This window comes from Geothrix sp. PMB-07 (assembly GCF_030758935.1).
GTDB lineage: Bacteria > Acidobacteriota > Holophagae > Holophagales > Holophagaceae > Geothrix.
The window spans coordinates 1161480-1182990 of the sequence record NZ_CP132333.1; the positions used below are offsets into that span (position 1 = coordinate 1161480).

Annotated in this window: 13 protein-coding genes; 3 read left to right on the forward strand and 10 right to left on the reverse strand. The window is 67.4% G+C overall.

From position 1 onward, the window contains the following. Positions 1 to 103: 103 nt before the first annotated feature. The 5 genes from Q9293_RS05080 to Q9293_RS05100 all read right to left on the reverse strand — a co-directional run bounded on the left by Q9293_RS05080 (position 104) and on the right by Q9293_RS05100 (position 4748). Positions 104 to 1798 (reverse strand): fused response regulator/phosphatase, encoded by a 1695-nt coding sequence (locus Q9293_RS05080; protein WP_306250695.1) that lies wholly within the window; start codon positions 1796 to 1798, stop codon positions 104 to 106. A 101-nt stretch (positions 1799 to 1899) separates the two neighbouring features. Further along, positions 1900 to 2694: a cytochrome c oxidase assembly factor Coa1 family protein gene (locus Q9293_RS05085; protein ID WP_306250696.1), complete on the reverse strand. Its 795-nt coding sequence runs from the start codon at positions 2692 to 2694 to the stop codon at positions 1900 to 1902. Between the two features lie 119 nt (positions 2695 to 2813). Next, positions 2814 to 3401 carry a hypothetical protein gene (locus Q9293_RS05090; protein WP_306250698.1) on the reverse strand — a complete coding sequence of 196 codons (588 nt, stop codon included), beginning with the start codon at positions 3399 to 3401 and terminating at the stop codon, positions 2814 to 2816. Positions 3402 to 3505: 104 nt separating this feature from the next. Then, complete coding sequence (locus tag Q9293_RS05095) at positions 3506 to 4192, reverse strand: zf-HC2 domain-containing protein (RefSeq protein ID WP_306250700.1); 687 nt, start codon at positions 4190 to 4192, stop codon at positions 3506 to 3508. A 1-nt stretch (position 4193) separates the two neighbouring features. After that, complete coding sequence (locus tag Q9293_RS05100; RefSeq protein WP_306250702.1) at positions 4194 to 4748, reverse strand: RNA polymerase sigma factor; 555 nt, start codon at positions 4746 to 4748, stop codon at positions 4194 to 4196. A gap of 110 nt (positions 4749 to 4858) precedes the next feature. On the opposite strand from Q9293_RS05100, the gene Q9293_RS05105 reads away from it, so the two are divergent. Then, on the forward strand, positions 4859 to 9796 hold the full coding sequence (locus Q9293_RS05105) for an ATP-binding cassette domain-containing protein (RefSeq protein ID WP_306250704.1): 4938 nt from the start codon (positions 4859 to 4861) through the stop codon (positions 9794 to 9796). 52 nt (positions 9797 to 9848) lie between these two features. Then, a complete protein-coding gene (locus Q9293_RS05110) occupies positions 9849 to 11624 on the forward strand; it encodes an amidohydrolase family protein (RefSeq protein WP_306250706.1) in 1776 nt (591 codons plus the stop codon). Positions 11625 to 11746: 122 nt separating this feature from the next. Here Q9293_RS05110 and Q9293_RS05115 read toward each other — a convergent pair whose 3' ends face one another. The 5 genes from Q9293_RS05115 to Q9293_RS05135 form a co-directional block, all read right to left on the reverse strand. Then, positions 11747 to 13462: a sodium:solute symporter gene (locus Q9293_RS05115; protein ID WP_306250708.1), complete on the reverse strand. Its 1716-nt coding sequence runs from the start codon at positions 13460 to 13462 to the stop codon at positions 11747 to 11749. Beyond that, positions 13459 to 13596, reverse strand: coding sequence for a hypothetical protein (locus Q9293_RS05120; RefSeq protein WP_306250710.1), 138 nt, complete (start codon positions 13594 to 13596; stop codon positions 13459 to 13461). Before Q9293_RS05120 ends, Q9293_RS05115 begins: the two co-directional genes overlap by 4 nt. Continuing rightward, positions 13589 to 16132: a PIG-L family deacetylase gene (locus Q9293_RS05125; RefSeq protein ID WP_306250711.1), complete on the reverse strand. Its 2544-nt coding sequence runs from the start codon at positions 16130 to 16132 to the stop codon at positions 13589 to 13591. The genes Q9293_RS05120 and Q9293_RS05125 overlap by 8 nt, the downstream gene beginning before the upstream one ends. Positions 16133 to 16136: 4 nt before the next feature. Further along, positions 16137 to 16712, reverse strand: coding sequence for a DinB family protein (locus Q9293_RS05130; RefSeq protein ID WP_306250713.1), 576 nt, complete (start codon positions 16710 to 16712; stop codon positions 16137 to 16139). Between the two features lie 95 nt (positions 16713 to 16807). Next, the gene (locus Q9293_RS05135) at positions 16808 to 18454 is read right to left on the reverse strand and encodes a M28 family peptidase (RefSeq protein ID WP_306250715.1); all 1647 of its coding nucleotides are present in this window, start codon (positions 18452 to 18454) and stop codon (positions 16808 to 16810) included. Positions 18455 to 18591: 137 nt separating this feature from the next. Between Q9293_RS05135 and Q9293_RS05140 the strand changes: the two genes are divergently transcribed. Next, positions 18592 to 21477, forward strand: coding sequence for a pitrilysin family protein (locus Q9293_RS05140; RefSeq protein ID WP_306250717.1), 2886 nt, complete (start codon positions 18592 to 18594; stop codon positions 21475 to 21477). The last annotated feature ends 34 nt before the right edge of the window (positions 21478 to 21511 follow it).

Sequence of the window (21511 nt, forward strand, 5' to 3'; positions counted from 1 at the left end):
CAGAAGCATCAGCAACAACACAGACAGCGCATAGTCCTCCCAAGGATCGGAAAGCCTAGCACATCCTTTTCTGAGGGCGCAAGTCGACCGTAGAGGGCGGCCATCAGGTGTCCGCGGCGTAGAGGCTGAAGCTCACCTCATTGCCGATGTCGTTGAAGGCCAGGTCTCGGCCCAGGGCGTTCAGCAGGATGAGGCCCCGGCCATGGGGTTTTCCGGGTGCATCTTCGGTCGCGGACAAAGCCCGCCGCCAATCGAAGCCCCGCCCGGGATCGGACACCTGCACGAACAGGTGGGAGAATTCGCCGTCCGGGGTGCGGTTGACGAGGATCTCCACGCCCACGAACTTCGCGTGCGCCACCGACAGCTGGGCGATGCGGGCAGCCTCGTAGATCTCGAATTCGGATTCCTTGAGGGCCGAATCCAGGTCGAGCACACCATGATCCACGGCGTTCACGATGGCCTCGGAGAGCAGCAGGGCCAGGATCTGGGAGACCTCCTCGGGCACGCCCTGGCGTCCCAGGAAGCTCACGAGGTTGGAACCCAGGTCACGGTAGTTCAGCGCCCGCGGATCGAAGGTGAATCGCAGGGTGATGCCGGTTTCCGTTTCGCGCGCAGGGGCCGCCAGATCCAGCGACCGAGCGGGCCTGGCCTGCTCGGGGTGGAAGGGCCAAAGACACCAGCTCACGTCATCGGCCAACTCCCGGTCCCGGATGCGCTCATCCATGAGGTCCTGCAGCAGGTCCGTGAAGCGGGCTTCACCGCCTTTCTGAAACAGGCCCAGGCACTCACCTTCCTCGACGATTTCGGACAGGCCATCGCTGCACGCAAAGAAGCAGTCGCCCGCCTCCAACCGCAGGCGGTGCACTTCCACCGGACCCAGTTCCCGCTGGATGCCCAGGGGAATGCAGGTGGAGGGGAACCGCACCAGGCTGCCATCGCGGCGGAAGACGTAGGCGTCCGGCATGCCCGCGCTGGCCACGGACAAATCCCCCGTGTGCATGTCCATGCGGAACAGCAGGACGCAGGAGAATCGGCCTCCTGGCAGCAGCTCGCGCAGCTTGCGGTTGATCTCGGACAGGAGGCCGGGCAGGGGGAAATCCCGCGCCGAAAGGGCGTTGAACACATCCATGGTGGGGATCTCGGAAATGCCCGCCATCAGGCCGTGGCCCATGGGATCGCAGATCATGCCGAAGTGGATGCCCGGCGCGCCCACGTGGTAGGCGCAAACATCGCCATTGATGCGGCGAGTGGACATCGTCTCCATGATGAAGCCCTTGGGGAGCGAAGCCTTGCTCTGCTCCACCTGCCGTCCCAGCACGTGCTTGAGCACGGAGATTTCGTAGTGCTCTTCAACCTCGCGCGCCAGCAGGCCCGCATGGGCGGCCGCCATCTGGGCGATGGCCCGGATGCGCGTCCGCAGCTCGGGGCCATTGAAGGGCTTGGTGAGGAATTCCACGGCCCCGGCATCCAGGCATTCCTTCAGCACCTCCAGCTCGCCCAGCACGGTGAACACCACGATGGGCACGAAGAGGGGCAGATCTCCGAAACGCTGTTTGATGGAGGCCCGGATCTGACGGGTGAGTTCGGCTCCGTTGATGCCGGGCATCTTGTAGTCCGTGAGCACCAGGTCGGGCGCTTCTTCGAGGAAGAGCCTCAGGCCCTCCTCGCCGTCCTCGGCCAGCAGCACCTCGAAACCATCCGCCTCCAGCACGCCCTTGGCGAAGCTCCGGGTGACGGAATCATCGTCCACCACAAGGATCTTCAGCGCGGTTTGATCGTTGGGGCGCAGCACGGGCATGGGGCCCCTTCCTGGGAAGGCGTCGGCTCCCCTAGGTTCGGGCCCTTTTCCCCTGGTCATGAGTCCTGGATGCCCCATGCGGCGCGTCCGTGGATGGCGGCCTACCTGGCGAGCAGGTTCATCGGCGAGCCTCCCTGCGGGGGTTCCACCTCCAGCCGGGAGAAACGCCACTGCGCCTCCGTTCGGGTTCCTGTCACGCGGAGGAGGGCGCTGCCCTTGGGGCCGTGGATGGGCACGGCGATGTCCACCTTGGCCCCGGCGGCTCGGGAGAACAGGTGGAAGCCGTGGGGTTCTCCCTTGGCCCAGGACGTGATGGATCCCCTGGGGGTGTCGCCCAGGGCCATGGGGGTTCCCACCAGGCTGGCGACGCGGGGATCGTTCTCGACCGCGCGCAGCAGAGACCGGCCCGTTTCGCTCGTTCCGAATGGCGGTGGGACGGGCGGCGCGGGGGGCGCCGGTGGGGCTGGAGGCGGTTCCGGCGGGGGAGGCGGCGCAGGCGGCTGGGGGACGGCCTGCCGGGCGGCCTGGAGGGTGGCCTGGGCCCAGCCCCGAACGGCCTCGTCCACGGGCTTGGCTGCGCCATTCTCCTGGTAGCTTTCCCTGAAGCGGCCATCAGCCTCCCGCGAGGCGCGGTAGACCCGTTCCGGGAGGCCTCCACCCGCCTCGATGAGGAGGGTGCCCTGGTCATCGGTTTTCAGGATCACGTGGTGGCGGCCCATCCTTTGCCACCAGCGCTTCAAGGCGGAAGAGGCGGGCAGAGGAGCCTGACTGGAGGTTGGAGCGCCTGCCTCCCGCACGCCCTGGGGTTCGGCGCGCAAGGGGAGGCTGCCGGTCAGGGCGAGGCCGAGGGCGCATGCCAGCCAAGCCTGGTGTCCGAAGCCGGTCTTAGCCTTCATGGGGGTCTCCTCGAAGCGGCAGGCGGGCTGCCGGAAAGGGGAACGAGCCAGCGGGGCAGGGGTTCTCCTGCCCCGCTGAGGGAGCTTGCGGTTCAGATCCAGAGGGTTCCTGCGGGCGCTCAGCCCTGGCTGGATTCCGCCTGGGCGGCCCGGTCTTTCACGGCCCGGCCCACCAGATAGACGCCCAGCAGCACCAGACCCGCGGGCCACCAATGCTCCAGCCAGGCCATGGAGATGTTGAAGCGGAGGTTCAGCAGGGCGAGCATGCCGACGAAGATGAGGATCAGGCCCATGGCCAGGCGGCCACCGAAGGAGACGGCGCCGAAGCCATCGGGCAGTTCCGGCGTTTCCATGCGGCTGATGGCTTCATTGAGCAGCAGGGCGCGGCGGTAGGCATCCACCAGGTTGTAGAGCCAGAAGAAGGTCATGAAGATGCCCACGGCCGGTTCCAGCAGGCCCAGGCGGTTCGACGACATCAGGCATACGAGGAGGGCGATGGTGCCCGCGTGGATGAAGCCCAGCCGCGTGTAGCCCAGGAACACCTGGCCCAGGCCGGGCATGAGGGAAAGCACGGCGGCGAGCATGGGGGACTTGTAGCGGGGATCGCGGAAATAGTCGGGCCGCGCCCCCGAAGGAAGGGGGTAGGGCGCTGGCGGCGGAACCGGGACGGATGTCACGTGGGGATCGGATTCGGGCTGGGGGGTCATGGGCTGCTCCCGGTTGAAGGGGGGAATTGAGAACGGGTGGGGAAAGGAGACTTGTTGAAAAGGACTGTGAGGATGGCGCCCAAAGAGAAGAACGCAGCTGCGCCTCAGGGGTTCGGGGGGCCGGTTGGATTTCCCTGGGCCGGAGCGGCGGGCGGATTCCCGCGGAGCGCCTGGAACTGGGCGCGCATCCAGGCCGAGCCGCGCTGCCAATGGGATGGACGAGGTGCGGCGGGCGATGCCGGTGCGGGGCGAAGGCCCTGCTGGACCGTCAGGGCACTGCGGCGTTCGACCTGGATCACCTGGGCTTTCACCCGCTGGGCGGAGGCGCCCAGGGGCTGCACAAAGGCGGGAACCCGCAGGGGAATTGAAGGCGCAGGGATGGGCAGGGTGATGCCCATGAGGCCTGCGGCGGCGCCCAGGTAGGCGGCCTCCAGGGCGATGCGGGGCCGGTGCATCAGTTTCCACCAGAGGCTGCGCAGGTCCGTCCTGGCCGCAACCGGACGGTGGACCGTGGCCCGCAGCACTCGCTGGGTGAACCAGGGTCCGGGGTTCGCCTGGGCCAGGGCGGGCAGCGCCGTCTGCGCGGCGCGCAGGGCCGCGACAAGCCTCGCGCAGCCGGGGCAGCCGTCCAGGTGGGCCTGGGCCAGCTGGCTCCGGGTGGCATCCAGCGTTTCATCCACGAGGTCGCAGGCCAGCTCCTGCAGGCGTTCGCAGGACGATCCAGACGTACGGGCCAGGATGGCCCGGGTGAGATCCAAGGCGGCCTGGGGCGGGAGCAGGGAGTCGTTCATGTCAGCCTCCCATGCCCGCGGCGCAGAGCTTCTGGGCCAATTCCAGCCGGGCGCGGTTGGAGCGGGATTTCACCGTGCCCACGGGCACTTCCAGAATGGCGGCGATCTCCTCCAGACCCAGGCCCTGGATCTCCTTGAGGAGGATGACCTCTCGGTTCAGATCCGTCAGCTCCTGGAGCGCGCGGTGGACCATCGTCTTCCGCACCGCCGCCAGGTGGGCCTCCTCGGGGTTCTGGTCGGTGGATCGCAGATCGAACAGCTCGTCGGCAGGCAGATCCCACAGAGGCGGTCGGGCCTTCCGCCGCCGCAGGTGGTCGATGCAGGCGTTGCGGGTGATGCGGATGATCCAAGGCAGGCAGCCGGATTCATCCGGCACCAGGGCCAGGTTCTGATAGATGCGCACGAAGACATCCTGGGTGAGGTCCCGGGCATCCTCGGCCTGGGCCGTGTAGTGGTAGGCCAGCCCGAAGACCCGGCCCTGGAAGGTGCGGACAAAGAACTCCCAGGCCAGCTCATCGCCACGTCGAACCAGGGGCAGCGCTTGGGAGAGTTCCATCGATCCTTTCAGGGTTGGGGCCGGTGGCCTCATGAACAAGAACGCAGGGGGCGCGAAAAGGTTCGGTGGCGAAATCCACCGGTAGAATCCAGGAATGGAAAGGTGCCCCCTTGTTGGAAACGAGACCGGTTGCAGCGGGAAGTGAAGACATCGTCATCCGGGGGGCCGCCGAGCACAACCTCAAGGGCTTCGACCTGCGCATTCCGAGGCGCAGCCTCACGGTGATCACGGGGGTGTCAGGTTCGGGCAAATCCTCCCTGGCCTTCGACACCTTATTCCGGGAAGGACAGCGCCGCTTCCTGGAAACCTTGCCTGCCTTCAGCCGCCAGTTCGTGGGGGGGCTATCCCGCCCGGCCCTGCGCAGCATCGAAGGGCTGGGACCGGCGGTGGCCCTGGGGCAGCGTGTGAACCACGCCAACCTCCGCTCCACCGTGGGCACCCTCACAGAGGGCTGGGACCTCCTCCGGCTGCTCTTTGCCCGTTTGGGCAAGGCGCCGGAGGGGATCCATCCCACCCGCGGCCTGTTTTCCTTCAATGGCGAAGCGGGCGCCTGTCCCCAATGCCAGGGCCTGGGCGTGGAGGACCGCCTGGACCTGGACCTGCTGGTGGCCGATCCGGCCAAGTCCCTGCGCGAGGGGGCGCTGCGCGTCAGCACGCCCAACGGCTACCTCATGTATTCGCAAGTCACGCTGGCCGTGCTGGACGAGGTGCTGCGCGCCCACGGCGGATCCGTGGATACGCCGTGGAGAGATCTCAGCGATGAGGTGCGCCAGGTGGTGCTGCAGGGCTCTGAGCGGTTGAAGGTGCCCTATGGCAAGCACCCCTTGGAATCCCGCCTGAAATGGGCGGGCATCACCGCCAGGCCGCGGCCCGAGGGCTTCTACCGCGGGCTTGTGCCGGTGATGGAGGAGATCCTCCGCAGCAAGCGCAACGATTCGATTTTGCGCTTCGTGCGCAGCTCGCCCTGCGGCGCCTGTGGGGGAACGCGGCTGCGTCCGGAGGCCTTGGCTGTGAGCTGGCAGGGCTGGCGCATCGTGGATCTGGCGGCGATGCCGGTGAAGGCCCTCGGCCCCTGCCTGGCGGCGATCCAGGCCCCCGCCGACGAGGCGGCCATTCTGGATCCCATCCGCCAGGAGCTGCTGGAACGCTGCGAACTCATGGAGGATCTGGGCCTGGGTTACCTCTCCCTGGATCGCCCGGCGCCCAGTCTGTCCCGTGGCGAAGCCCAACGCCTGCGCCTTCTCGGCCTGGCCCTGGGGGAACTGCGGGGCCTCCTGCTGGTGCTGGATGAGCCCTCCGCAGGCCTGCATCCCAGCGAGGTGGCCCGCCTGATCCAGGTGCTGCAGCGCCTCCGCGACCAGGGCCAGACCGTGGTGGTGGTCGAACACGAGGCGCAGATCGCCCGAGCCGCGGACTGGCTCGTGGACCTCGGCCCGGGGCCCGGAAAGGCCGGAGGGGAACTGCTCTGGAGCGGCCCGCCTGCGCAGCTCCTGGAGGCACCGGAAGGCCGTGCCGCCGCGACCCGGCGCTGGCTTCAGGGGGATGACCCGGAGCCGATCCGCCCGGCGCGGATCGACAAGGGCGGCCTGAAACTGGATGGGCTGAATCGCAACAACCTGCAGAACCTTGCCATCGAGCTGGCCTTGGGCGCTCTGAACGTTGTCAGCGGTGTGTCCGGGGCGGGCAAGTCCTCGCTGCTGGAGGAGGTGGTTCAGCGCCTTGGAGCGGGCGGCGCCATCCAGGACTCCTTCCAGCGTATCGTCCGGGTGGATGCTGAGCCCATCGGCCGCACGCCCCGTTCCAATGCGGCCACCTATACGGGCGCTTCCGACCTCCTTCGCGATCTCTTCGCAGCCACCCCTGAGGCGAAGGCGCGGGGTTTCGGCAGGGGGCACTTTTCCTTCAACACCGCCGGGGGGCGCTGCGAGGCCTGTGAAGGGGCGGGTGTTCAGGAGGTGGGGTTGCGGCACTTCGGCACCGTGGAGCTGCCTTGCGAGGCCTGCGGCGGGCGACGCTTCCACCCGGAGGTGCTGACGGTGCAGGTGCGCGGCCGCAGCATGGCCGACCTGCTGGAGGGCAGCATCGCCGAGACCGCGGAGCTGTTCGCCGATCAGCCGAAACTCCGGCGCATCCTGAAGGCGCTGCTGGAAGTGGGCCTGGGCTACCTGCCCCTGGGCCAGCCCGCCACCACCCTGTCTGGCGGGGAAGCTCAGCGCGTGAAGCTGGCCGCAGAACTCGCCAAGGCGGGACGCGGCGCCGCGCTGATCGTTCTGGACGAGCCCAGCACCGGGCTGCACTCGGCGGATGTCCATGTCCTGCTGGAGAGCTGGGATCGTCTGCTGGATGCTGGCCACACCCTGCTGGTGGCGGACAATCACCGAGCGGTCTTGCGGCATGCGGACCAGGTGTTGGACCTGGGGCCTGGCAGCGGTCCCGAGGGCGGGCGGCTGGTGTGTGGGGGCAGGCCAGAGGCACTGATGGCGTGCGAGGCGTCGCTGACGGGGGCGGCCCTGCGGGCCCGGCCTTCCCAGCCAATGCCAACCCCCATGGCCTCGGAAGCGACGGCCATCGAGTTGCGGGGCGTGCGCACCCACAACCTGCAGGGCATCGAGGTGGCCATCCCCGCCCGGGGGCTGACGGTGGTGACGGGGCCTTCAGGCAGCGGGAAGTCCTCCCTGGTGTTCGACACCTTGCTGGCTGAGGCCCAGAACCGCTTTGCGGATCTGGTGTCACCCTGGGCGAGGCGCCTGCTGCCGCGCCGAGGCGGTGCGGACCTGGAGAGCGCCCACGGCCTCCAGGCCGCCATCGCCGTCCCCCAGCGGGCGGGGCGGCGCAATCCCCGTTCCACGGTGGGTTCTGTCACCGAGCTGGATGAGTTGCTGCGGCTGATCTTCTCCCGCGCGGGGGAGCGCCCCTGCCCAGTCTGCGGGGCGACCACGTTGGGCGAACGGTGCGCCTGCGGCGAAAGCCTTCCCGTGCTGTGGGCGTCGGATTTCTCACCGCATTCCGAGCGGGGCGCCTGCCCCCGTTGCAAGGGGCTGGGCTTGCTGCAGCGCTGCGATCCTGAGCGGCTGGTGAGTCACCCCGACCTGCCACTGGATGGGGGCGCCCTGGGGGGCACACGCTTCGGCGCCTACCTGGGCGAACCCGACGGCCAGTTCATGGCGACGCTTCGCCACGCGGCTGGCCAGGCTGGCCTCAGCGTCGAGGGGCCCTGGCGCGGGCTGGCGCCCGAAGCCCAACAGCTCGCCTTGTACGGAACCGGGGATCGGATTCATGAGGTGAGCTGGTGGTACCGCCGTGGCAAATCGGAGGGTGTGCATCACCTGAAGACCGCGTGGGCGGGCCTCCTCGACCTGGTGGACCGCGAGTACGAGCGGACCCATGCCGAGGCCAAGGGGGCCGAGTTGGAGGTTCTTCTGGCCGATGTCCCCTGCGAAGCCTGCGACGGCGAACGCCTGAAGGAGCAAGCGCGCAGGGTCAGGTTCGGTCCGCACCGTTTGGGGCCGTGGCTGGAGCGACCGCTCCAGGAAATGCTCGATTGGTTTGCCACGGCGGAGGAACAGGGATTGTCCGCCAGGGCGATCAAGCTCACGGAGGATCTTCGTGAAGATGTCGTGCGCAAGCTTCGGGCCCTCGCTGAAGCAGGGCTGGGCTACCTCTCCCTGCGTCGCGAGATGGCGAGCCTCTCCGGTGGCGAAGCTCAGCGCGTCCGTCTCGCCGCCTCCCTCAGCGGCGGACTGGTGGGCGTGACCTACGTGTTGGATGAACCCAGTCAGGGGCTGCATTCGCGGGATGTCCGGAGGCTCGGCGGCGTGCTCCGCGGGCTGGCGGAGGCCGGCAACGCGGTGGTGCTGGTGGAGCATGACCGCTCCCTGATTGCAGCCGCGGACCACGTGATCGAACTGGGACCGGGCGCAGGCCCTGCGGGCGGACGCCTCGTGGCCGCAGGGCCGCCCAGGCCGATGAAGGAAGGAGCGTCCCGCGCACGAAAGGAAGGGCGCCAGGACGGGAAATTGGACACCGCTTCGGGCGGAGTTGCTGTGTTGCCTCCGCTGCCTGCGGTGGGCCTGCGTGGAGCCAGCCTTCACAACCTCCAAAGCCTCGATGTGGCCTTTCCCGTGGGGGCGCTGGTGGCTGTCAGCGGGGTCTCCGGCAGCGGGAAATCCAGCCTGGTCATGGGCGTGCTGGCCCCTTCCCTGCAGCATCACCTGGAGGGGCGCGACCCAGTGGGCTGCGAAGGCCTTGAGACACCCTTGACCTTCGAGTCGGTGCTCTGCGCCCAGCAGGGCAGCCTGGAGCTTTCCCCCCAAAGCACGGTGTCGAGCCTGGCAGGGTTCAGCGAGGCGCTGCGGAAGCGCTTCGCTGCGACGCCGCGGGCCAAGGCCCTGAAGCTGGGGGCCAAGCACTTCTCCACAGCCAGGCCCGGCGGCCGCTGCGAGGCCTGTGAGGGCCGCGGCGTGATCACGATCGCCATGGACCTGCTCCCGGATGTCGCCCTGGGCTGTGATGTCTGCGGTGGACAGCGCTTCCAGCCGCAGGTGCTGGAGTGCCTTGTCGAGGGGAAGACCATCACCGATGTCCTGGAAGCCAGTGTGGCGGAGGCCGCTTTGTTCTTCACCGGTCTGGCCCCTCTCGCCAAGCCCATGCAGGCCCTCTGCGACATGGGGTTGGGCTACCTGAAGCTGGGGCAGGAGGGCTCCACCCTGTCGGAGGGTGAACGGCAGCGCCTGCGCCTGGCTACCCTGCTCGCGGAGATGGGGCCGGGACGCAGGGCCATCCTGCTGGATGAACCCACGCGCGGCCTGGGCTTCGAGGATGTGACGCGCCTGGTGGATTCGTTGCGGCAGGTCGCGGGACAGGGCCATCTCGTGGTCGCCGTGGAGCATGATCTGGTTTTCCTTCGCGCCAGCGATTGGGTCATCGATCTGGGGCCAGAAGCTGGTGCGGCCGGGGGCCGGGTGGTGGCCCAGGGGCCGCCGGAGGCGCTGACCACCCACCCCGAATCCCATACGGGACAGGCCCTGGCGGCGCCCGGGAATTCCTAGGCCCTGTCAGAAGCTCCGCGCCCTATCATGGGCCCTTCCCCCGGAGCCAATCATGTCCTTGAGACGCAAGATGGGAACTGCCACGTGGCTGATCGCGCTGCCGGGGCTCCCCCTGCTGGCCCAGGCCACGCCGCGCGCCTATGTGGGGGCGACCCTGGTGAATCCTGGCGCTGCCTCCATCCCCAACGCGGTGGTGGTGCTGAAGGATGGCCGCATTCTGGCCGCCGGGCCCGCGGCCAAGGTGAAGATCCCCGCGGATGCAGAGCGGGTGGATGTCTCCGGAAAGTGGATCATGCCCGGCCTGGTGGATTCCCACATCCACTTCTTCCAGTCGGGGGGACTCTACACACGCCCCGATGGCCGGGATCTGCGGGCCTACCGCAGCTACGAAGAGGAACAGGCCCTCATCCGCAAGAACCTGCCCGACACCTTCGCACGCTACCTCCGCTGCGGCATCACCGGTGCCATCGACATGGGCGGTCCCAACTGGAACTACGAGGTGCGGGCTCAGGCCAACCAGACGGAACTGGCGCCCCATGTCTGGGTGGCCGGTCCGCTGCTCACGCCGGGGCCATTGCAGGGACGCAACGGCGGTCCGCACTTCCTCACCACGGGCAATGATCCACCGGTGATCGCGGGCACCACCGAGGAAGCCGCGCGGGCCGAGGTGCGCCGCCAGGCGGCCCTGCGTGGGGATGTCTTCAAGATGTGGGTGTCCGAGGGCCCCACCACCGCGGTGCAGAAGGCCGCCTACGACGAGGCGAAGAAACTGGGCATGCGGATGGCGGTCCATTCCACGTCGTTGGCCGGAGCCACGGAGGCCGTGGCATCTGGTGCCAGCATCCTGGTGCACAGCGTCCTCGACCAGCCCATCCCGGACACGCTGCTGGCCGAGATGAAGCGCCGGGGCGTGATCCTCATCCCCACCCTGGTGGTGTTCCGGGGCGGGCCCCTGTTGCGGTCCCGCCGTTACGCCTTCGATCCCTGGGAGTACGAGCTGGCGAACCCCCAGGTCATGGGCACCCTCTTTGATCTCATGCACCTGCCCCTGAAGCTCGACGAGGCCGCCACCAAGGCCATCCAGGAGGGCAAGGTCTGGGAGGCACCAACCGTGGCCCTGGACAACCTGCGCCGCCTGGTGGCCGCGGGTGTCACGGTGGCCACCGGCACGGATGCGGGCAATCCCGGCACCTTCCATGGCGCCTCCTATTACACGGAGCTGAAGCTCATGGCCCAGGCGGGCCTCTCGCCAAAAGAAATCTTGGCCTGTTCCACCCTGAACGGCGCCAAGGTGCTGGGGAGGGAAAAGGAATTCGGATCCGTGGAAGCAGGGAAGGGGGCGGATCTGCTGGTGCTGGACGCGGATCCCCTGCAGGACATGCTGAACACCCGCCGCCTCCACCTGGTGGTGAAGAGCGGGCAGGCCCACCTTCCCGCAGACATCCTGAAACCCTCCGCCGAAGAGGTGGTGCAGCGGCAGCTGAATGCCTACAACGCGCGGGATGCCGTGGCCTTCGCGGCCACCTACGCGCCAGACGTGGCCATCCGCACCTTGCCGGAAACCACGGATCTCATGAAGGGCCGCGAAACCCTGCAGGCCAAGTACGCCGAGATGTTCAAGCAGCGCCCCGATCAGGCCGTGCACATCACCAACCACGCGATCCAGGGCCCCTTCGTCATCGACCAGGAGCAGTTCGTCCACCGTTGGGATGCGACCAAAACCGCCTTCGCGGGGACGGCCATTTATGAAGTGAAGGATGGCCTCATCCAGACCGTGTGGTTCCTAAAACCGCGGGTGGCTGAAGCGGACTTGCACTCAAAGAAATAAAGATCACCACGAAGACACCAAGACACGAAGCGTGCTGGAATCGCGCCCCGTCTCCTTCTGGCGCAGGACGGTATGCACCCTTCGTGGTTTCGTGCCTTCGTGGTGGATCTTTTGTGTGACCGCTAGGAAGCAGGTTCCGGGTGTGTGCCCGTGGGCAGGATCAGGCTGAAGCACCAGGCCAGGGCCACCACGGCCACGCAGCCGATGAGGTTGTACCAGAGGAAGGAGATGCGGGTGAAGGTGAAGCAGAGCAGCACCCCGGCCTCGGCCACCAGGGCTGCGTAGAAGGCGGCCCCGCCGTGCACCCGCTTCACATAAAAGGCCGTGATGAAGATGCCGAGGATGGTGCCGTAGAAGAGGGAGCCCAGGATGTTCACGGCCTCGATGAGCGAACCCAGCCGCGCGGCGTATTCCGCGAAGCCCATGGCGAAGCAGCCCCAGGCGAAGGTGGCGAGGCGGCCCACCCAGACTTCCCGTGAGCCCTCGTGTTGGCCTCGACTGCCGCCGATGAGGCGCCTCCAGAGGTCCACCACGGTGGTGGCGCCCAAGGCACTGATCTCGCCCGACATGGAGGACATGGAGCCTGAGAATACGGCCGCGATGACCAGGCCGACCAGACCCACCGGCAGGCTGCTCAGCACATAGGCCAGGAAGATGTAGTTGGTGTCGCTGGGATTGGTGCCGGGGTTGGCCTTTTCGATGAGCTTCACGGCTTGTCGGCGCACGGTCTCGCTGGTCGCGTGGGCCTGCTGCAATTGCACCTTGGCCGCTTCGATCTGTGTGGCATCTCCGCCATGGCGCGCCAACACGTAGGCTTCGGCCTTCTGGCTTTGCAGGCCCCGCGCTTGCGCGAAATCGGCTTCCAGAGCCTGGTAGGCGGCGGCATCCGGTCCGGCCATCACCTGCTTCACGGGGCCCGGGTTAAAGAAGACGGGCGGCGTGTGGAACTGGTAGAACACGAAGACCAGGGCGCCCAGCAACAGGATGAGGAACTGCATGGGCACTTTGATCATGCCGTTGAGCAACAGGCCCAGGCGGCTTTGCGTAAGATCGCTTCCGGCCAGGTACCGCTGCACCTGGGACTGGTCTGTGCCGAAGTAGGACAGCATGAGGAAGAAGCCGCCGATGAGTCCCGACCACAGGTTGTAGCGGTTGTTGGGATCGAAGTGGGTGTCGATGACGTTCAGCCGGCCCAGGCCGCCGGCGACATGCAGCGCATCGCTGAAGCTCACATGGGCGGGCAGGCGGTGGGCGGTCATGATGCCCGCCAGCAGCATGCCGCAGGCGATGATGACCATCTGCGAGCTGTGGGCCCAGGCCACGGCCTTGGTGCCGCCGGTGACGGTGTAGATCATCACGAGCGTGCCCACCAGCAGGATGTTGACGTGGATGCTCCAGCCCAGCAGCACCGACAGCACCAGGGCCGGGGCGAAGATGGTGATGCCCACGGCCAGGCCCCGCTGCAACAGGAACAGGCAGGCCGCCAGCAGGCGCGTCTTCAGATCAAAACGGGCCTCCAGGATCTCGTAGGCCGTGGAGACCTTCAGCCGGTGGTAGAGCGGGATGAGGGTGACGGAGAGCACCACCGCGGCCAGGGGCAGGCCGAAGTAGAACTGCACGAAGCGCATGCCATCCACATAGGCCAGCCCGGGCGTCGAGAGGAAGGTGATGGCGCTGGTCTGCGTGGCAATGATGGAGAGGCCAATGAGCCACCAGCGATGGTCGCGGCCTCCACCGATGTAGCTGTCGCCAGTCTTGGCGCCGCGGCCCTTGTAGAGGCCCCAGAGGACGACGAAGAGCAGCGCGCCGCCCAGGACCAACCAGTCGATGCGACTCACGAGAACGTCCAGGAGAAGAGGCGGAAGAGCAGGATGCAGAGCAGGAGTTCACCCAGCACGGCGGCGTAGAGGCGCTTCCAGGTGCCCAGGAGGGGCGGGGCCTCTTCGATCTCGTCTGTTCCCGGTTCAATCATGGGCCAGGGCCTTGGCATGGGCATGGCCCAGGGCCAGGAGGTTGGCGAAGAGGCGCGTGGCCCCGGGCACACCATCCGGCAGCTGGCGGAAGAAGGCGAGGCCCGTGTAGACGTAGGTGCCCTTGCCGTGTTGGGCCACGATGAGGGCGCCGTTGTCCGCGGCCTCACCGGGATCGGCCATGCCCAGCAGGGGCGTATAGTGGGCGTCCCAGCCTTCGGCGTGGTAGAGGCTGCGCTCCTGGATCCAGCCGTCGAAATCCCCGGCCGTGAGTTCGTTGGGCCAGTGGAAGACAGGATGGTCGGGTTGCAGGAATCGGACGGGCACCGTTTCGTCGGTGATGCGCTTGCGGCCCACCTTGAAGGGATAGGGACCGATGGCATCGGTGACCATGGCGGCATTGATGCCGGGGAAGCCCGTGTTCACGGTGTAGAGCACCACCTCAGTGCCGCCCGCGGCCACATAGGCATGGAGGCGGTCCTTGAGGGAGAGCAGGGCGGGGCGCGTGTTGTAGGCGCGGATGCCCAGCACGATGGCGTCGAAGCGGGCCAGATCTTCTCGCGCCAGGGCCTCGTCCGACAACAGCTCCACCTCGTAACCAATGCGGCGCAGGGCCTGGGGAATCTCATCGCCCGCGCCCATGACATAGCCGATGCGGTGGCCGTTGTGCTTCAGGTCGAAGCGCTCAAGGCGGACCTTGGCCTCGGGCAGGAGGGTCTGCAGGGGGATGTGGGGGTGATCGAGCTTCAGGCGGCTGTGGGCGGGGGTGAATCCCGAACCGGCATCCACCTCGGGCCTCAGCTCCGCTGAGGCCGTGGCCGCCGGTGGTGTCACCCGGAAGACCAGCTCCTGTTCCTCGCCCATCTGGCGCAGCTGGAAGGGCTGCTCGGCAGGTTCCACTCGCCAGCCCTTGGGGGCGGGAAGGCGCACGCGACCGGTGGCACCTGCGGCTCCGGCCAGCACCTTGAGGCGCAGTTCCTTGGTGGCGCCGCCTTCAAACACGAGCACCGGATCCGTCAGGGTCACCAGGGCGGGCGGCACCACGGCCAGGGGTTGGTAGCGTTCCCCCAGCACGGGGTCGCGGAAGCGGTATTGCACCGGTACGCTGACTTCGAAGGTCTCGGCGGGTGTGGAGGGACTGGCCAGGCGGACGCGCAGGCGGAAGGGCGCAGGGGATTCGGGCAGGCCCGCCCAGGCCGCGGCACCGGGTCCTCCCAGCCAGTGAGGCTGGGTGAGTCGTGTGTCCTTGGGCAGCGTGACCGTGAAGACCGCTTTCTTCGGCACATTGTCGGTCAGGGACTGACCGTCCGAGCGGTCCTCTAGGGGCTGGACGCCTTGGGGACCCACCGCCTCCAAGCGAAGGGATTGCAAGGTGAGTGGTTCGCCGCTGCGGGGCAGCACGGCGACGCTGACCGTGAGCGGGCTGCCTGGAGACACCTGCTGGCGATCTGCGATGGCCTCCACCCACAGTCCCAGCGCCATGCGGAGGGCTTCTTCCACTTCCGCCGTCTTGGCCTGGATCAGCGGCTCGCGTTGCAGGTCGGCGGGCAGGGCGCGCAGTTCCCGCAGGGCGCGCAGCAACCAGGGGCGGATGGCCCCAGGGCGGTCGACCGGGTAGGCGTTACGGGTTTCCTTCAGGGCCTCGGCCACTTTCTCCGTTCCCTTGAAGCGCGACCAGGTGAGGTCGACACCCTCAAAGAGATCCCGTTGGGCGGGCATTCCAGCCAACAGCTCGAAGCTTTCTTCCCGCCCCCCGCGCTGGGCCAGCACGCCGAAGCCCTGGCTGCGGTGCTGGCTGCGGCTTTCGGCGGCGAGTTCGCCGTAGGACCGGCCCAGCAGCGGATCGTAGGCACCCACCTCGAAGGTGAGGCTGCCGGGAGCGGGCTTGGGCGCATCGTCGCTGAAGCGGAAGTGGTTCCAGAGCAGGCGCGTGGCCTGCCAGGGGCGGAGGCCGGCCTTGAGCTGTTCGGGGTAGCGGGTGGGATCCGCCGCGGCCTTGAAGGCCTCGATGGCCAGCAGGGCGGATGCGGTGTGGTGGCCATGGCCAGCGCGCTCATCCGGCGGGAAGCGGGTGATGATCACGTCGGGACGGAAGGTGCGGATGGTGCGCACCACCTCGCCCAGCACCAGGTCGTGGTTCCAGATCTGCAGCGATTCCTTGGCGGTCTTGGAAAAGCCGAAGTCCACGGCGGAGGTGAAGAACTGTTCGGCGCCATCGATGCGCCGGGCCGCCAGGAGTTCCTGCGTCCGGATGGCCGCGAGGCCATCGCCCAGTTCGGGGCCGATGAGGTTCTGACCGCCACCGCCACGGGTGATGGCGAGGTAGGCCGTGCGCAGGTTGCGGCCCTTGGAGAGGGCGGCCAGCAGGCCGGTGTTTTCGTCATCGGGGTGGGCTGCGATGTAGAGGACGCTGCCTACCACCTGGAGGCGGTCCAGCTGCTTGTGCAGCTCTGCCGCATCCCTCACGGGCACCTGGGCCTGCAGGCAGGGCAGGGCCCCGACCAGAAGGGCGATGGAGGCGTGGCGCAGCTTCAGCACGGAGCTACTGCCGACTGGCGGGCGGGATGATGCCGTTCAAACGCAGATAGACCACCAGCTGGCCGTAGTGATCGTAGCCGTGATCCACGGTGTGAACGGCCAGGGCGAGGCGAGTGGTGGTGCCGGATCCCCAGGGGCTGGGAATGGGCTCGGCGAGGGCCTCGGCCTTCAGGCTGGCGAAGGCCTTGTGCGCGTAGGCGAAGGACGCCTTCAGATACGTCACGATCTCGGCCTTCGTTTTGAGCGCTTCGGGGCCGTCATCTCCACCAAGATCCACAGGGGCTTTCTCGCCCAGAATGCCTGCGGCGAACTGGAAATTGGCCGACGCAACGTGGCGCACCTGGCGGGCGAAGGTCTTCACGCCCTTGAACTCGCCGGCCGTGGGGGCGAAACCGTAGTGGGCCTCGTCCAGGGCCTCGGCGGCCGGGACGAATTCCCGCTCCAGCCGAGCCAATTGCCGATCCAGCACCTCGCCGGCGCTGAGCGCCTTGGCAGGTGCCGCGGCGGCAGGTGTGGGTGCCTGGGCATGGGCCAGGGTTCCGGCCAGGAGGGCGGCCAGGGCAAGGCGGGCGAATGGCATGATTGCTCCTGTGGGGGTTGGCCAGCATACCCTCTTGCCGGGCCACCCATCGAGGGAAGTGGGGTGGATGCTGAAGGCCCGGGGGTGATCGCTACTCAGGATTTGATCGCGGGCGTGGGCGAGGCTGGGGCGGTCGGAGCCGGTGTCGCGGGGGCCGGAGGTGGTGGCACAGGCGGCAGGGTTTCCTTGGTGAAGAAGGGCAGCCGCTCCTCCCGGGTGGCCAGGTGCCAGGCCACGGAGGCCAGCACGGCGGCGGTGCGCTTGGTATCTTCGGGAGGCACGCGCTCCAGGGTGTCGAGGGTGGTGTGCCAGGTGTACTCGAAATACTCGAGGCCGTCCTGGGCCACGTTGATGGTGGGCAATCCGGCGGCGCTGAAGGAGGCGGAGTCGGAAGAAGGGCCCGAGCGCAGCCGGCTGGGGCGGTTGGCGCTGGTGCTGGCGCCCTTGACGGCGAGGTCGTTGAAGGGCGCCACGAGCTCGCGCAGCACCTGTCCCCCCGCCGCGGGGCCGAAGAGCGACAGGCCGCGAACTTGGCCCGCGCCTGCATCCGTGTTGAAGCAGGCCACCAATTCGCCGAAGGCGGGCTTGGGCGCCTCGGCGCTGCCATAGTGGGCCTCCACGTAGGCGGCCGAGCCCAGCAGGCCGTGTTCTTCGCCATCCCAGAGGGCGATGCGGATGGTGCGGCGGGGCTTGCCGAGTTTCTGCAGAATGCGGCCAACCTCCATCATGATGGCGGCGTTCACGCCGTTGTCTGTGGCGCCCGTGGCGGTGTGCCAGGAATCCAGGTGGGCGCCCAGCATCACCACGTCGCCGGCCTTGTCGGTGCCCGGGACTTCGGCGATGACGTTGTAGCCCTGGGTGTTCTCGGGATAGAGGCGGTTGGCGATTTCCAGGGCCAGCTGCACCTCCTTGCCATCCTGCAGCACGCGGCAGATGCGGCCGTAGTCTTCGTGGCGCATGGCCAGGGTGGGCACCACTTTGGCGAGGTCGTAGCTGCGGTTGCTGAAGGCTCTGATCTGACCGTTGCGCAGGGCGCTGTCATTAATGCGGGCCAGGGCCTTGTGGGTCACCAGGAAGGCATCCACCTGTTCGTTGATGGCCCGGGGCTCCAGCGCCCCAGGGCGGCGGGCGGGTGGCGCTGGCATGCGCGGCGGATTCGGATTCGCAGGGTCGAAGCGCTTGGCGAGGCTTTCATCGGAAAGGCGGGGCGACGAAGGGTTGGGATTCAGCGCAGGGACCTCCTTGAGCACCCCGGCCAAGACGATTCTCCCCGCCACTTTGTCTGCGGCAGCCTGAAGCACGGCGTTGAGCTCCTCCTGGGTGGGCTCGTCGGGGACTGGCAGGTGGAAGGCGGCGCCGCGGGCGGTGCCCTGGGTGGAGGGCGTCCAGGCCAGCACTTCCACGGCCAGATGGCCCTTCCAGGGGGCCTCCACATGGGCGGCACAGCGCTCATTGGCCCAGCCCGGATGGCCCCAGTTCCAGGCTTCCAGATGGGCGTTGCTGAGGCCCCAGGCCTTCATCTGATCGCGCGACCATTCCGCCGCGGCTTTGTAGGTGGGTGAACCCGTGAGCCGGGGGCTGAACACATCGGTGAGTTGGTGCAGGGTGGCCATGACCTGCGAATGCTGAAGGGCCTCCTCCCGGATGCGGGCATTCATGGCCGCATCGATGGGCTCCTGGGCCGAGGCTGACACCACGGCCAGGGCGAACAAGGTGAGGAAGGATCGTTTTGAGATGAGCATCACATTATGATGCAGCTAGTTCGTCCCCTGTCCAGGGGGTCTTTCGATCCTTCGGAGGCTCTGATTCACCTCACCTCTCGGGTGTCTGTGATGAAGGCCCGTTCAAGGCAGACTGATCCCTCTCCCCCGGAGTTCCCATGAAACCCGCCATCCTGGCCCTCGTTCCCACCCTGATCCCCAGCCTGATATCTGGCGCCCAGACCCCTGCGGCCGCACCCAAGCCACCGGCCAAAGCCCCGCGCAGCCTGGCCCAGAGCACCAAGGCCTTCCCCTTCACCATCCATCAGAAGACCCTGCCCAACGGTCTCAAGGTGGCGGTCATTCCCACGGGCATGCCGGGTCTGGTGGCCATCCAGATTCCCGTGAGCACGGGGTCGCGCAACGAAGTGGAACCGGGGAAGTCGGGTTTCGCCCACTTCTTCGAGCACATGATGTTCCGGGGCACCAAGACGGTGTCGCCCGAGGCCTGGAACGAAACCCTCAAGCGTACGGGCGCGGCCCAGAACGCCTACACCAGCGATGACCTCACCAACTACCACACCACCTGCGGCAAGGAGGATCTGGAGACCTGGCTGAAGCTGGAGGCGGACCGCTTCCAGAATCTGGAGTATGAAGAGAGCGCCTTCAAGGATGAAAGCCGCGCGGTGCTCGGCGAGTACAACAAGAATTCAGCCAACCCCATTTCCAAACTCTTTGAAGTCATGCGCGAGGCGGCCTTCACCACGCACACCTACAAGCACACCACCATGGGCTTCCTCAAGGACATCGAGGACATGCCCAACCAGTTCAAGTACTCGCGCGAGTTCTTCAACCGCTGGTACAAGCCCGAGAACGTCACCGTCATCATCGCGGGTGATGTCAGTCCCGAGCAGACATTCCCGCTCGTGGAGAAATACTTCGGTGCCTGGAAGCGCGGCACGGTGAAGCCCCCCGTGGTGCCGCAGGAGCCTGAGGCCAAGGGCCCGGTGACGGCCCACGTGCCCTGGGCGACGCCGACCATCCCCTGGATGACGGTGTCTTTCCACACCCCCGCCAAGTTCAGCACCGTCAAAAACGACAGCGCGGCTCTGGAACTGGTGGGCAAGCTGCTCTTCGGCCAGCAGTCCGAGGTGTACCAGCGGTTGGTGGTGCAGGAGCAGAAGGTGGATCAGCTCTTCGCGGGCGGCGGCAGCAACAAGGATCCTGAGCTCTTCACCATCGGGGCCCGCGTGAAGAAGCTGGAGGATCTGGCCTACGTGCGGGAGGTCATCCTCGATACCTGCGCCAGGGCCCTGGCCGTGCCCTTCTCGCCCGCCAAGCTGGAAGAGGCGAAGACCGAGGATCGGCTGGGCTTCGCCCGCGCCCTGGAATCCACCGAGCGGGTGGCGGGCGCCGTGGCGCGCTTCACAGCCTACGACCGTGATCCCGAAGCCATCGTCAAGACCATGGCCCTGGGCGAGACGGTTCAGACCACCGACCTGAGCCGCATGGCCAAGGCCACCTTCCAGGACCGGAACCGCGTTATCACCACCCTCAGCCACGAGGCTCTGCCAGAAAACCTCAAGGCCGACTTCCCCGGCGTGGAGGCCAGGGCCGCCAAGCTGGCCGAGCTGCCGAAGCTGGCCCTTCTGGAAGAGCCTTCGGCCTCGCCCCTGGTGAACCTCCGCGTCGTCTTCCGCACCGGTTCGGTGGATGATCCGGTCGGCAAGGAAGGGCTCGCCTCCTTGGCGGCGGCCATGATCGAAGATGCGGGCACCCGCGCCAAGGGTTTTGCCGAGATCACCAAGGCCTTCGCGGCCACGGGCAGCGGCATGGGCAGCCTGGTGGACAAGGAGCGTACCTCTTTCAGCCTCACCGCGGCCAAGCTGAAGGCCACCGAGGCCCTGGACCTGGCCCTGGAGCAGCTCACCGAGCCCGGCTTCCGCGACGAGGATTTCTCTCGTCTCAAGTCGCAGCAGGTGAACGCCCTCAAGGTGGGGCTCAAGGCCAACAACGACGAGGAGCTGGGCAAGCTCGCGCTGGAGAGCCGCCTGTACGCCGAGCCCTTCGCCCATCCGGTGCTGGGCACCGAGGCAGGTCTCGCCGCCATCACCCTGGAGGATGTGAAGGCCTTCGTGAAGGCCCACTACACCCGCAAGAATCTGCGAATCGGCCTGGCCGGTGGCTATGGCCCTGAGCACAAGGGACAGGTGCTCCGCACCCTGGCGGCCCTGCCTGCGGAGGGCGCCGCCGCGCCCGCGTTGAAGGTGGCCGCCACGGGCACCGCGAGCCACGTTCAGATCGTGGCCAAGGACACCCGGGCCACGGCCATCTCCTTCGGCTTCCCCATCGCTGTGGATCGCAACCATCCCGATTTCGCGGCGCTGTGGGTGGTGGCCAGCTACCTGGGCCAGCACCGCAACAGCACGGCCCTCCTCTACCAGCGCCTCCGTGAGGTGCGGGGCCTGAACTACGGCGATTACGCCTACATCGAGCCCTTCCCCGGCGGCATGTTCCGCTTCCAGCCCGATCCGGGCCTCACCCGCAGCCTCAACCACTTCCAGATCTGGATCCGCCCCGTGGCGCCCCAGAACGGAGCTTTTGCGCTGAAGGGCGCCCTCTACGAGCTGGACAAGGTGGTCAAGCAGGGGCTCAGCGAAAAAGATTTTGAAGCCAGCCGCACCTTCCTCGCCAAGTTCGTGCCCCACCTCACGGACACCGGCTCCAAGCGCCTGGGCCACGACCTCGACATGGCAGGCCTGGGCTTCGACAAGGGTTATGCCGAAACCTTCAAGGCCCGCCTGCTGGCCCTCAAGGCGGCGGATGTGAACGCCGCCATCAAGCGCCACTTGCGCACCACCGGGTTGGAGGTGGTGATGGTCGCCAAGGATGCCGACAGCCTGAAGAAGGATCTGCTCGCGGAGGCCTCGCCCATCCCGGCCTACCAGTCGCCCAAGCCGGAACTGAAGGACGAGGATGCCGCCATCTCGCGCCTCAAGCTCGACCTCAAACCCGAGGATGTCACCGTCATCGCATTGGATGAGATCTTCAAGACCGCCCAGTAGGCCGCGGCTTCACACAAAAAGGCGGGTGGCATGC